Annotated in this window: 12 protein-coding genes and 1 tRNA gene; 11 read left to right on the top strand and 2 right to left on the bottom strand. The window is 71.6% G+C overall.

What is annotated here, in order from left to right:
* On the bottom strand, positions 1–861 hold the full coding sequence (locus ACFC1K_RS15075; RefSeq protein ID WP_375872221.1) for an SGNH/GDSL hydrolase family protein: 861 nt from the start codon (positions 859–861) through the stop codon (positions 1–3).
* 259 nt (positions 862–1,120) lie between these two features.
* Between ACFC1K_RS15075 and ACFC1K_RS15070 the strand changes: the two genes are divergently transcribed.
* The 6 genes from ACFC1K_RS15070 to ACFC1K_RS15045 all read left to right on the top strand — a co-directional run bounded on the left by ACFC1K_RS15070 (position 1,121) and on the right by ACFC1K_RS15045 (position 7,008).
* On the top strand, positions 1,121–2,920 hold the full coding sequence (locus ACFC1K_RS15070) for a DEAD/DEAH box helicase (RefSeq protein ID WP_375872413.1): 1,800 nt from the start codon (positions 1,121–1,123) through the stop codon (positions 2,918–2,920).
* Between the two features lie 32 nt (positions 2,921–2,952).
* The gene (locus tag ACFC1K_RS15065; RefSeq protein WP_375872220.1) at positions 2,953–3,417 is read left to right on the top strand and encodes a hypothetical protein; all 465 of its coding nucleotides are present in this window, start codon (positions 2,953–2,955) and stop codon (positions 3,415–3,417) included.
* 102 nt (positions 3,418–3,519) lie between these two features.
* Positions 3,520–4,608, top strand: coding sequence for a VIT1/CCC1 family protein (locus ACFC1K_RS15060; protein ID WP_375872219.1), 1,089 nt, complete (start codon positions 3,520–3,522; stop codon positions 4,606–4,608).
* Between the two features lie 81 nt (positions 4,609–4,689).
* Positions 4,690–4,774, top strand: a tRNA-Leu gene (locus ACFC1K_RS15055).
* 58 nt (positions 4,775–4,832) lie between these two features.
* On the top strand, positions 4,833–6,128 hold the full coding sequence (locus tag ACFC1K_RS15050; protein ID WP_375872218.1) for a M20/M25/M40 family metallo-hydrolase: 1,296 nt from the start codon (positions 4,833–4,835) through the stop codon (positions 6,126–6,128).
* Between the two features lie 58 nt (positions 6,129–6,186).
* Positions 6,187–7,008, top strand: coding sequence for an undecaprenyl-diphosphate phosphatase (locus ACFC1K_RS15045; protein ID WP_375872217.1), 822 nt, complete (start codon positions 6,187–6,189; stop codon positions 7,006–7,008).
* A 20-nt stretch (positions 7,009–7,028) separates the two neighbouring features.
* On the opposite strand, the gene ACFC1K_RS15040 is transcribed toward ACFC1K_RS15045, so the two are convergent.
* The gene (locus tag ACFC1K_RS15040; protein WP_375872216.1) at positions 7,029–7,910 is read right to left on the bottom strand and encodes a PAC2 family protein; all 882 of its coding nucleotides are present in this window, start codon (positions 7,908–7,910) and stop codon (positions 7,029–7,031) included.
* A 128-nt stretch (positions 7,911–8,038) separates the two neighbouring features.
* Between ACFC1K_RS15040 and ACFC1K_RS15035 the strand changes: the two genes are divergently transcribed.
* Genes ACFC1K_RS15035 through ACFC1K_RS15015 form a run of 5 tightly spaced genes read left to right on the top strand, consistent with a single transcriptional unit; the run spans position 8,039 to position 12,709 of the window.
* The gene (locus tag ACFC1K_RS15035; RefSeq protein ID WP_375872412.1) at positions 8,039–8,710 is read left to right on the top strand and encodes an HAD family hydrolase; all 672 of its coding nucleotides are present in this window, start codon (positions 8,039–8,041) and stop codon (positions 8,708–8,710) included.
* Positions 8,707–9,735 (top strand): tRNA (adenine-N1)-methyltransferase, encoded by a 1,029-nt coding sequence (locus ACFC1K_RS15030; RefSeq protein ID WP_375872215.1) that lies wholly within the window; start codon positions 8,707–8,709, stop codon positions 9,733–9,735. The genes ACFC1K_RS15035 and ACFC1K_RS15030 overlap by 4 nt, the downstream gene beginning before the upstream one ends.
* 9 nt (positions 9,736–9,744) lie before the next feature.
* Positions 9,745–10,710, top strand: coding sequence for an FKBP-type peptidyl-prolyl cis-trans isomerase (locus ACFC1K_RS15025; RefSeq protein ID WP_375872214.1), 966 nt, complete (start codon positions 9,745–9,747; stop codon positions 10,708–10,710).
* 44 nt (positions 10,711–10,754) lie between these two features.
* On the top strand, positions 10,755–11,750 hold the full coding sequence (locus tag ACFC1K_RS15020; RefSeq protein WP_310290634.1) for a WYL domain-containing protein: 996 nt from the start codon (positions 10,755–10,757) through the stop codon (positions 11,748–11,750).
* Entirely contained in the window at positions 11,747–12,709 is a 963-nt protein-coding gene (locus ACFC1K_RS15015; RefSeq protein ID WP_375872213.1) for a helix-turn-helix transcriptional regulator, read from the top strand. Before ACFC1K_RS15020 ends, ACFC1K_RS15015 begins: the two co-directional genes overlap by 4 nt.
* The last annotated feature ends 5 nt before the right edge of the window (positions 12,710–12,714 follow it).

The following is a 12,714-nucleotide window of genomic DNA, read 5'->3' as shown; positions in this document are numbered from 1 at the left end:
TCAGGCCTCCTCGCCGCGGCCGGCCGCGGGATCATGCCCGGGCGCCAGCGTGATCACCGGGAGCGGGTCGGGTCGCTTGGCCGTGACGTTGTCGCCGGACGACTGATGGCGCAGGCGTCGCAGGACCCACGGCACGAGGTATTCGCGCGCCCACATCACGTCGACAGCCCGCGCTTCGCGCCACGTGCGCAGCGGAAGCGGGTCGGGCTGCATCGGCTGCAGGTCGTTCGGCACGTTCAGAGCGCGCAGCACCATGCGCGCGACCTCGTGGTGGCCGAGCGCGTTGTAGTGCAGGCGGTCGTCGTCGAAGAAGCGCATGTCCTGCACCTCTTTGAGCGCCCACTGGTCGGCGACGATGCAGTCGTACCTGTCGGCGATCGCGCGGATGTTCTCGTTGTAGATGGCGACCTTGCCGCGGATGCCCCGGAACACGGGCGTGAACGCGGTGTCGATGCCGGTGAAGACGACGACGGTCGCACCGTCGCGGGAGAGGCGGACGACGGCGTCCTCGAAGAGCTGCGCCACGTGGTCGGGGTCGCCGTTGGGGCGGATGACGTCGTTGCCGCCGGCCGAGAAGGTCACGAGGTCGGGCTTGAGCGCGATCGCCGGCGCCACCTGCTCGTCGACGATCTGGCCGATGAGGCGCCCGCGGATCGCGAGGTTGGCGTAGGCGAAGTCGTCGACCTGCTCCGAGAGCACCTCGGCGACGCGGTCAGCCCAGCCGCGGAACGCGTTGGGGGTCGACGGCTCGGGGTCGCCCACGCCCTCCGTGAACGAGTCGCCGATCGCGACGTACCGGCGCCACGGGTGCGGCCCGGCGTTCGCGACGAAGGGGCTGCGGGGATCTTCTCTCGTGGACATCCGTCTTCCGTTCCTCGGCTTGTGACCGACAGTCAGGCTATCGCGCGGGGGACATCGGCGGATGCTGTCGCCCGACGTCGCCGCGAGCCCCGATGTCGTGCGCGTCGTCTATCGTGGTGACTCGTTGTCTACGGGGGAGGTGTGATCGGTGACGGACGAAACGACGATCGAATCGCCGCCCGCCCTCCCCGAGCACCTCCTCGCCGAATCGTCCTCCGAGGGCAGTCCCACCACCGGCCCGCACGGCGCCGAGCCGCACATCGGCAGCTTCGCCGCGGAGCACCTCTCACCGACGTACCCGCAGCGCGCCCCGTGGGGAACCGCGCAGCGGCTGCGGGCCTGGCAGGCCGAGGCTCTCGACCTCTACTTCGGGCTGGACGGCCCCGACGGCCCGGGCGGCGGGCCTCGCGACTTCCTCGCTGCGGCCACCCCGGGCGCCGGCAAGACGACGTTCGCCCTGCGCCTCGCGAGCGAGCTGCTGCGACGCCGCGTCATCAACCGCATCGTCGTCGTGGCGCCGACCGAGCACCTCAAGACGCAGTGGGCCGACGCGGCCGCGCGGGTGGGCATCCGCCTCGACCCCGCCTTCAGCAACCGCCACTTCGCCCCCGCCCGCCAGTACCACGGCGTCGCCGTGACGTACGCGCAGGTCGCGGTCAAGGCATCCGTCCATCAGCGGCTCACGATGGATGCGAAGACGCTCGTCGTCCTCGACGAGGTGCACCACGGCGGCGACGCGCTCAGCTGGGGCGACGCCCTCCGCGAGGCGTACGCGCGGGCGACCCGCCGGCTGCTTCTGAGCGGAACCCCGTTCCGCAGCGACACGGCGCCGATCCCGTTCGTCGAGTACCACCCCGACGCCAAGGGCATCCGCCTCTCGCGCACCGACTACGCGTACGGCTACGGCCGCGCGCTCGAGGACGGGGTCGTGCGCCCCGTGCTCTTCATGGTCTACGCCGGCCAGATGCGCTGGCGGACGAAGACCGGCGAAGAGATGGAGGCGCAACTCGGGCAGGACAACACCAAGGACATCACCTCGCAGGCCTGGCGCACCGCGCTCGACCCCGAAGGCGACTGGATCCCCGCTGTCCTGCGGTCGGCCGACCGGCGCCTCACCGAGGTGCGAGAGCACGTTCCGGATGCCGGTGGCCTGGTGATCGCGACGGATCAGACCGCCGCGCGCGCCTACGCCTCGATCCTGCGGGACCTCACCGGCGAGATGCCGACCGTCGTGCTGTCGGACGAGGCCGAGGCGTCGAGCCGCATCGAGGAGTTCTCGAAGGCGACCACCCGCTGGATGGTGGCGGTGCGCATGGTGTCGGAGGGCGTCGACGTGCCGCGCCTCGCCGTCGGCGTGTACGCGACGAGCGCGTCGACCCCGCTGTTCTTCGCCCAGGCGATCGGGCGCTTCGTGCGCGCCCGGCGCCGCGGCGAGACCGCGAGCGTGTTCCTGCCGAACGTGCCGCAGCTGCTCGCCCTCGCGAACGAGATGGAGCGCCAGCGCGACCACGCGCTGGACCGCGACTCCGACGGCGAGGACGAGTGGAACGCCGAAGAAGACCTCATGGACGCGGCGGAGCGCGAAGACAAGGCCTCCGACGCGCTCGAAGAGGAGTTCGCGTACCAGGCGCTGGGCTCGCTCGCGCATTTCGACCGCGTGCTCTTCGACGGCAAGGAGTTCGGGCAGCTCGCCGTGCCAGGAACCCCGGAGGAGGAGGAGTTCCTGGGCATCCCGGGTCTTCTCGAACCCGACCAGGTGCACGACGTGCTCATGTCGCGGGTCTCGCGGCAATCCCGGCACCGCACCGCACGCGAGGCGCAGGAGGCGACGGCGCCCGAGGAGGAACCCGCGCTGCCCCAGGCGCTGCACCGCACACTCAAGGAGCAGCGCCAGCTCCTCAACAGCCTCGTCGGCCTCTACGCCCGCCAGACAGGCGAGGCCCATGGCCTCGTGCACGCCGAGCTGCGCCGGATCTGCGGCGGCCCCGCCGTGTCGCACGCCACGGTGACCCAGCTGCAGTCCCGCATCGACGTGCTGCGCAAGCGCGTCCGCTCCTGACTCCCGGCTGCCCGCGCGCCTAGAATCCGGGCATGCCCGCGACGTACTCGTTCGTGTCGCGGTGGCGCGTGCCCGCGTCGCCGGAGCGCGCATGGGCGGAGCTGGAACGGATGCTGCGCCCCGGCGCCGGTCCGCGCTGGTGGCCCGCTCTGGCGCTGCCGATGCCTCCCCGCCGGATCGTCGCGGGGGAGCGGATGGTCCTCGCCGTCCGCAGCCCGCTCGGCTACTCGCTCCGTGTGCTCCTCGAGCTCCGGGACGTCGAGCCCGGCCGGGCGATCGGGGCGTCGAGCGAGGGCGACCTCCGGGGGAGCGGCCTCGTGACCGTCGACGCGGACGGCGACGCAGCATCCGTCATCACCTTCCACTGGGACGTCGAGACCCGGCTGGCGTGGATGAGCGCCACCGGCTGGATGCTGCGGCCGGTCTTCGAGCGCGCTCACGCGTACGTCATGCGCCGGGGCGAGACCGGGCTGCGTGCCGCTCTCGGGGGTCGGTGAGGTTCGGAAACCCGAAATGCTGGCAATCCTCGGTTTTGGGCCTGCGGGGCCTCAGACGGTGGCTAGCGTTGACGGGTCCCGCACCCCTGACTGGAGGCCCGAGTGAGCACGCCTGCCGCACCGACCGACCGCGATCGACGCCGCTGGGCACGGTACCTCGTCAACGAGCGGGCGGAAGCGCACGTCTACCGCGAGCTCGCCGGACGCCGCGCGGGGGAGGAGCGCGAGATCCTCCTGGCGCTCGCCGACGCCGAGGGGCGCCACGAGGCGCACTGGCTGCAGCTGCTGGGCAGCGAGCCGGCGCGACTGCCGCGGGCCGATGTGCGCACCCGCATGCTCGGCTGGATGGCCAAGCGCTTCGGCTCGATCTTCGTGCTGGCTCTCGCTCAGAACGCCGAGGCCCGCTCGCCCTACGACGACGAGCCGTTCGCGACGCCGACGATGGCGGCAGACGAGCGGATCCACCACGAGGTCGTGCGCGGGCTCGCCGCCCGCGGACGCCGTCGCCTGTCGGGCACCTTCCGCGCGGCGGTCTTCGGCGCGAACGACGGCCTCGTCTCGAACCTCGCGCTCGTCATGGGCATCGGCGCCACCGGGGTCTCGAGCCAGTTCGTGCTCTTCAGCGGCATCGCGGGCCTGCTCGCGGGCGCGCTGTCGATGGGTGCGGGGGAGTTCGTGTCGGTCCGCTCTCAGCGGGAGCTCCTCGCGGCCACGGAGCCGAGCGATTACGCCGACGGCGCGATCCCGCACCTCGACATCGACGCCAACGAACTGGCACTCGTCTACCGGACCCGCGGGATGCCGGAGGCCGAGGCGTCCGCGCGCGCCCGCCGGGTCGTCGAAGCCGCGCACGCGCTGGGCCAGGGACGCACCGACACCGGCCCGATCTCGGTCGCCGACCACGAAGAGGTCGTGGGAAGCGCCTGGGCCGCCGCGCTGTCGAGCTTCCTGTTCTTCGCATCCGGCGCGATCATCCCCGTGCTGCCGTGGATCTTCGGCCTGTCCGGCCTCACCGCCGTCGTCGTGGCCCTGCTGCTGGTGGGGATCGCGCTGATGTCGACCGGTGCCGCCGTCGGCCTGCTGTCGGGCGCACCGCCGCTCAAGCGCGCGCTCCGCCAGCTCGCGATCGGCTTCGGCGCCGCCGCGGTGACGTACATCCTGGGCCTGCTGTTCGGCGTTTCGATGGGATGACGCGCCCGGGCGTCCGTCGATTCGTTGAACCTCTGGTGACGTGGTAATGTCATTCCTCGGTTGCGAAACCGAAAACCACCTGCGCGGGTGGCGGAATAGGTAGACGCGCTAGCTTGAGGTGCTAGTGCCCGTATAGGGCGTGGGGGTTCAAGTCCCCCCTCGCGCACAGTGAAGAAGGCCCCCGAAAGGGGGCCTTCTTTCGTCGAGAGGATAGGTTTGTCCGCATGCCCGAAGCCGAACTCCCCGAAGTCGCCGCGATCGCGCGCGATCTGATCCGCTTCGACACGACGAACCACGGGGGCGGGCGCGCCGCCGGCGAGCGGGAGGCCGCGGAGTACGTCGGCGCCTACCTCGAGACGCTGGGCCTGCAGCCCGAGTTCTACGAACCGCTCCCGCGCCGCACCAACGTGATGGCGAGGGTTCCCGGGCGTAACCGCGACAAGCGTGCCCTGGTGCTGCACGGCCACCTCGACGTGGTTCCGGCGATCGCAGACGACTGGAGCGTCGACCCCTTCGCGGGCGTCGTGAAGGACGGCATGCTGTGGGGCCGCGGCGCCGTCGACATGAAGGACATGGACGCCATGATCCTGACGTCGGTCGCCGACCTCCTCCGCGCCGGCGAGCAGCCCGAGCGCGACCTCGTCCTGGCGTTCTTCGCCGACGAGGAGAACGGCGGCGTCGAGGGATCCGCGCTCGTGGTCCGTGACCGCCCCGACTGGTTCGAGGGTGCCACCGAGGCCATCAGCGAGGTCGGCGGCTACTCCATCCCGATCGGCGACCGCCACGCGTACCTCCTGCAGGTGGGGGAGAAGGCGCTGATCTGGATCCGCCTCGTCGCACGCGGCCGCGCCGCGCACGGCTCCAAGCTGCACGACGAGAACGCCGTGACGAGGCTCGCCGAGGCCGTCGCGGCTCTCGGGCGCACCGCGTGGCCCGTCACCCTCACCGACACGTCGCGCGAGATGAGCGAGCGGCTCGCGGAGCTCACCGGCCAGTCCGCGGGCGACCCCGACGCCGTCGCGGCGGCCACGGGCGCAGCATCCGGATTCCTCCGCTCGACGCTGCGCACGACCACCAACCCGACCGGTCTCGTGGCCGGCTACAAGCACAACGTGATCCCCGACCGGGCCGAGGCGCTCATCGACGTGCGGACCCTTCCCGGCACCGAGGACGCGACTCTGGCCGACATCCGCCGCATCGTCGGCGACGGCGTGGAGGTCGAGATCGTCCACCAGGACATCGGACTCGAGGTCCCGTTCTCGGGCGACCTCGTCGACGCCATGGTCGCAGCGCTCGGCCGCCACGACCCGGGCGCGCCCGTCGTGCCGTACCTGATGGGCGGCGGCACCGACAACAAGGCGCTCGCGGCGCTCGGCATCGCCGGCTACGGCTTCGCGCCCCTGCGCCTGCCGTCCGACCTCGACTTCACCGGCATGTTCCATGGCGTCGACGAGCGCGTCCCGATCGACGCGCTGGTCTTCGGCCAGGCCGTCCTCACGGATCTGCTCCGCACCTACTGATCATCGACGGATGCCTCGCCCCCCCGGGCATCCGTCACAGCACGGCTGAAAGGCGCCCATGCTTCTCGAAGCGATCATCCTCGGCTTCGTCCAGGGACTGACCGAGTTCCTGCCGATCTCGTCGAGCGCGCACCTGCGCATCCTCGGCGAGTTCCTGCCGTCGGCGCAGGACCCGGGCGCGGCGTTCACCGCGATCACCCAGATCGGCACCGAGGCGGCCGTCGTGGTCTTCTTCTGGCGCGACATCGTACGGATCATCGGACACTGGTTCCGGGCGCTGTTCGGCCGCATCCCGCGCAACGACCCCGACGCGAAGCTCGGCTGGCTCATCATCGTGGGTTCGATCCCGATCGTGGTGCTCGGCCTGCTGTTCCAGGACCAGATCGAGACCGTGCTGCGATCGCTCTGGATCACCGCCGGCATGCTGATCTTCTTCGGCGTGCTGCTCGGCATCGCCGACCACGTCGGCGCCAAGAAGCGCAAGCTGCAGGACATCACGGTAGGTCACGGCGTGATCTACGGTTTCGCGCAGTCGCTCGCCCTGATCCCGGGCGTGTCGCGCTCGGGCGGAACCATCACCGCCGGCCTCTTCATGGGCTACGAGCGGGCCGCCGCCGCGCGCTACGCGTTCCTGCTCGCGATCCCGGCCGTCTTCGGCAGCGGCTTCTTCCAGCTGGTCAAGAGTCTCGACGAGCCCGGCGTGTTCACCCTCGGCGAGACCGCCGTGGCGACGGTGGTCGCGTTCATCGTCGCGCTCGGCGTGATCGCGTTCTTCATGAGCTGGATCTCCAAGCACAGCTTCCTGCCGTTCGTGGTCTACCGCGTGGCGGTCGGCTCACTCCTGCTGGTGCTGCTGAGCATGGGCGTCATCAACCCCTGACGCGGAGGGGCGGATGCCGCTCAGCGGCGCGGGTCGTCGCGGCCGGGCTTGCTCGGCCCGTCGCCCGGCTTGCCGTCGCTGCGGCGCAGGTACCGCTCGAACTCCTGCGCGATCGCGTCGCCCGAGGCCTCAGGCGAGTCCCAGGTGTCGCGCGTGCGCTCGAGCTGGTGGATGTACTCGGTCATCTCCTCGTCGTCGGCCGCGGCCGCGTCGATGGAGGCCTCCCATGCCGCGGCCTCCGTGGCGAGATCACCGCGGGGGACAGGAGCGCCGGTGAGGTCCTCGAGCCGGTCGAGGAGCGCCAGCGTCGCCTTCGGCGACGGCGTGTGCCCGGCGACGTAATGCGGCACGCTCGCCCACAGGCTCGCGGTCGGGATCCCGGCGCGCTCGGCGGCGTCGCCGAGGACGCTGAGGATGCCGACGGGGCCCTCGTAGGTGCTGCGCTCGAGCTCGAGCGCCGTGCGGAGGTTCTCGTTGTCGCTGCCGGAGAAGACCGAGATGGGCCGGGTGTGCGGCACGTCCGACATCATCGAGCCGATCGCGACGAACCCGGTGATGTCCTCGCGGAGGGCGATGTCGATGAACTCCGACGAGAACGCCTGCCATGCGCGGGCGGGCTCCACGCCGGTGAGCAGCCACAGCTGGGTGCCGCGCGTCGCCTGTGCCTGTGCCGGGCGCAGCAGCGTGGCCTCGGGCCAGCGGAGCGTGCGACGGCCGTCGCCGTCCGCGGCGATGTGCGGACGCGTGTACTGGTAGTCGAAGTAGAGCTCGGGATCGACCGAGAACACGGTCTCGTAGGAGCCGCCCTCGCGCAGCTGGGTGATGGCCGAGGACGCGGCTTCGCCCGCGTCGTTCCAGCCGTCGAACGCTGCGACGAGAACACGACGACCCAGTCCGTCCACGAGACCCCCTTCGCCCGCATCCGCTGCGGGTTCCCTCCAGGATATGCCCCCGCCCCCACGGAAGGCCGGAGACCCCTCGGTAGGATTGCACGGTGAATGCGCCCCGACTCGCCGCCGTCCTGTGGGACATGGACGGCACCCTCGTCGACACCGAGCCCTACTGGATGGCGGCGGAGACGCCCCTCATCGAGAGCTTCGGCGGGACGTGGTCCCACGAGCAGGCGCTCGGACTGGTCGGCCTCGGACTCGAGGACTCCGCCCGGATCCTGCAGGGCACCGGCGTGCGCATGAGCACCGACGCGATCATCGACCATCTCACCGAGGACGTCATGCGTCAGCTGTCCGCCACGGGCGTGCCGTTCCGGCCCGGCGCCCGCGAGCTGCTCGCGAGCCTGCGCGAGGCCGGCGTCAAGACCGGACTCGTGACGATGTCGATGCGCCGCATGGCGCAGACGGTCGTCGACCTCATCGACTTCGACGCGTTCGACGTCGTCGTCGCCGGCGACGATGCGACACGGCCGAAGCCCTTCCCCGACCCTTACCTGCAGGCGTGCGAGGCGCTCGGCGTCACGCCCGACGAGGTCGTGGCCATCGAGGACTCGCCCAACGGGCTGCGCTCGGCCGTCGCCTCCGGCGCGTCGGTCATCGGCGTGCCGCTCATGGTTTCGCTCACCGGCGCCGGCGCCCACACGCTCTGGGAGAGCCTCGAAGGGCGCACGGCCGCCCACGTGGCCGAGTTCCACGCCGCGCACCGGGCTCGCGTCCACACCCCGCACCCCGCCGAGGAGACCTCCCGATGACCGACGACCAGGAACTCGCCGGCGGGCGCCCGAGCGGCCCCTTCCGCCTCGGCGACCGCGTGCAGCTCACGGGGCCCAAGGGCCGCCTGCACACCATCACGCTGCGCGAAGGCGGCGAGCTGCACACCCACCACGGAGTCCTGCGCCACTCGCAGCTGGTGGGGCAGCCCGACGGGTCCGTCGTCGCGAACAGCGGCGGGCACGAGTACCTGGCGCTGCGCCCGCTGCTCCGGGACTTCGTGATGTCGATGCCGCGCGGCGCGGCCATCGTGTACCCGAAGGACGCCGCACAGATCCTCGCCGAGGCCGACATCTTCCCCGGCGCCACGGTCGTCGAGGCCGGCGTCGGCTCGGGAGCGCTGTCGCTCTGGCTCCTCCGTGCGATCGGCAGCGAGGGACGGCTCGTGTCCTTCGAGCGCCGCGACGACTTCGCCGCGGTCGCGCGGGCGAACGTCGAGACCTTCACCGGGCACGTGCCGGCGAACTGGGACGTGGTCGTGGGCGACCTCGCCGAAGAGCTGAACGACACCGTGGCGGAGGCATCCGTCGATCGTGTCGTGCTCGACATGCTCGCGCCCTGGGAGTGCATCGACGCCGTGGCCGAGGCGCTCACGCCGGGCGGCGTCGTGGTCTGCTACGTCGCGACGGCGACCCAGCTCAGCCGCGTCGCGGAGTACATCCGCGGGACCGGGCTGTTCACCGAGCCCGACGCGAACGAGACGATGGTGCGCGGCTGGCACGTCGAGGGCCTCGCCGTGCGCCCCGACCACCGCATGGTCGCGCACACCGGCTTCCTCGTGTGGGCGCGGCGTCTCGCCCCCGGTGCGGTCCCGCCCGAGGTGAAGCGCCGCGCGTCGAAGTCGAGCTACGGCGACGAGGACGTGGAGCTGTGGACCCCCGGCGCCGTCGGCGACCGCCAGATCACCGACAAGAACCTGCGCAAACGCGTCCGCGAGGCCGAGCGCGCCGCCGAGGGTGCCCGCCAGGCGTCCGGACGGTCCGACGCGCCCGACGAGTCCGCCTAAACTAGCCCGGTGCGCAAGATCCCCGTTGCCCTGGTTGTCCTGGGACTCGTGACCGTCGGCCTGGCCGGATGCTCGCTGCCCGGCGCGTCCGCGTCCGACTGCTCACGTCCCGAGGTGTCGAACCCTGACGTGATGGACCTCATCACCGTCACCGGCGACACCGAGAACGAGCCGAAGGTCGACCTGTACACACCCGTGAAGGCTCCGGAGCTCGCCTACCAGGACGTGGTGACGGGTGACGGCACCGCCATCACCTCCGTCAACCAGCCGCTCGTGCTGGATGTGGCGCTGTTCAGCGGCACGACCGGCGAGAAGCTCGCCGCGACCCCGTACGACGGCGACATGTCGCGGGTCGGCTCGGTCGCGCAGTTCGCCAACTTCCCGGGCTTCGAGGACGCTCTGCACTGCGCCACCGAGGGGTCCCGCGTCGCCATCGCGCTGTCGTCCGATGACCTCGCCGACGGCGTCGCCGAACAGGCCGGGCTCGACGACGGAGACGCCCTCGTCGCGGTCATCGACCTCCGCAAGGTGTATCTCGCCGCGGCCGACGGCCAGAACCAGTTCAACAGCGGCTTCGGGCTGCCGAGCGTCGTGCGTGCGCCCGACGGGCGCCCGGGCCTCATCATCCCCGACGGTGCGGCGCCGAGCGACCTGACGATCCAGACGATCAAGAAGGGCGACGGTGAGAAGGTCACCGGCGACCAGCCGGTGCGCGTCCACTACACGGGCGTGGTGTGGGGCGAGAACGAGCCCTTCGACACGACGTGGGACGGCGAGCCGGCATCGCTCACGCTCGACGGTGTGGTCCCCGGGTTCGCGAAGGCGCTCGAGGGGCAGACCGTCGGCTCGCAGGTGATGGTCGTCGTGCCGCCCGAGCAGGGCTACGGCGACCAGGCGCAGGGCGGCATCCCGGCCGGGTCCACCCTCGTCTTCGTGATCGACATCCTCGGCCTCGACGCGGTGCCGGCGCAGTAGCGGGGGTTCGACGACGCCGACGCGGGCGGCCATAGGATAGGCGGGTGCCTGCCACTGCCGCCGCGAAGATCCCGCCCGAGGAGCGTCTGGTGAACCTCGTGGTGGCGCTCATCGCGACCGATCAGGGCCTCACGAAGGACACCATCCTGACCTCGGTCGCGGGCTACCGCGAGCAGAGCGAGGCGGGCGCGTCGAAGGATGCGCTCGAGAAGATGTTCGAGCGCGACAAGGAGTCGCTGCGTGGCCTCGGCGTTCCGATCGAGACGATCGGCGACTGGGCAGACCCCGACGACCTCCGCGAGGCGCGGTACCGCGTGCCGAGCGCCGAGTACGAGCTGCCCGAGGACATCGAGTTCACACCGGCCGAGCTGGCGCTGCTGACCCTCGCCGGCGGGGTGTGGAGCGAGAGCTCCCTGTCGGACGATGCCCGCAGCGGCCTGCGCAAGATCCGCGCCCTCGGAGACCTGGTCGACGAGCCCATCATCGGCTTCTCGCCGCGCCTGAGCCTGCGCGACCCCGCGTTCCCGGCCCTGCAGCAGGCGATCGAGTCGAGCAGGGTGGTCACGTTCCCCTATCTCAAACCGGGGGAGGCCGCCCCGCGCACCCGGCGGGTGCAGCCGCTCGCCCTCGTCGAGTACGAGGGCCGGTGGCACGTGTTCGGCATCGACCTCGACGTCCGCGAGGACCGCACGTTCCTCCTCGCCCGCATCGTCGGGCCCGTCGCGGTCACCCGGGCGTCCTTCGACCCGGCGCTGCGCGAAGGCGCCGGCGACCGGGCGCTCGCGGGCCTCGACGAGGTCGCCGCGCGCAACTCGGCGCTGCTGGAGGTGAACCCCGGCACAGAGGCGGCGCTTCGCCTCGCACGCCGCGCGCAGCCGGCCGAGCAGGGGATCCGCGTGCCGTACGTCGACGTGCACATCTTCGCCGACGAGCTCGCTTCGTACGGCCCCGAGGTTCGGGTCGTCGAGCCCGCGGACCTGCGGGATCGCGTCATCGACCGGCTCGCGGCGACCCGCGACCTCCACGGGGGGAACTCATGAGCGTCCGGCGCCAGCTCGTCGCGACCGATCGCGCGGCCCTCATGCTCCAGCTCGTGCCGTACCTGATCGGCAAGGGCGAAGTCTCGCTCGCCGAGGCGGCCGACGAGTTCGACGTCTCCGCCGAGCAGATGCGCTCGATGGTCGAGAAGCTCACCGTGATCGGGTTGCCCGGCGACCGCGGGTACTGGCAGATGGCGAACGACCTGTTCGACATCGATTGGGACCTGCTCGACGAGCGCGACCTCATCGTCATCACGAACTCCGTCGGGCTCGAGCGGGCGCCCAAGCTCACGGCGCGCGAGGCGGCCGCCCTCCTCGCGGGTCTGCAGCTGGCGCGGTCGATCCCCGGAGTGGGCGACACCGCCCTGTACGCCGGGCTGCTCGCCAAGCTCGCGCGGGGTGCCTCGGGGATCCCTGCCGAGGTGATCCTCGCGACGGAGCCCGTCGACGCCGTGCGCGACCTCGTGTCCGACGCGCTGCGGCGCGGAGTGGCCGTCTCGTTCACGTACAAGGCGCCGGACGCTGCGCCCACGACCCGTACCGTCGACCCGGTGAAGGTGCACATCGCGAGCGGGCAGTGGTATCTGCAGGGCTGGTGCCACCTCCGTGAGGCGATGCGCACGTTCCACCTCGACCGCGTCAGCGACCTCGAGCTCACCGGCATCCCGAGCACGCACGCGGGCGAACAGGCCCCGGATTGGTTCGACACCGATGCAGGCGACGTGGTCGCGCGCATCCGCTTCGCCGAAGACGTCGCGCCGCTGCTCGGGGACTACCTCGACCGCGCGGCTCTCGAGACGGCTGACGGCGTCACCGTCGCCACCATGCGCGTCGCCGACGAGCTCAGCCTCCGCCGCCTGGCGGCGCGTCGCGGCGGCCTCGTCGAGGTGTTCGAGCCCGTCGCCGCACGCCGCGCCGTCGCCGAATGGGCCGATGCGGGCTTGGCGCAATACCGGTGAGGGCC

It is taken from the genome of Microbacterium sp. NPDC056057, assembly GCF_042266945.1.
In the GTDB taxonomy this organism is placed as follows: Bacteria; Actinomycetota; Actinomycetes; order Actinomycetales; family Microbacteriaceae; genus Microbacterium; species Microbacterium trichothecenolyticum_C.
This window is presented reverse-complemented; position numbering and strand designations above follow the sequence as displayed.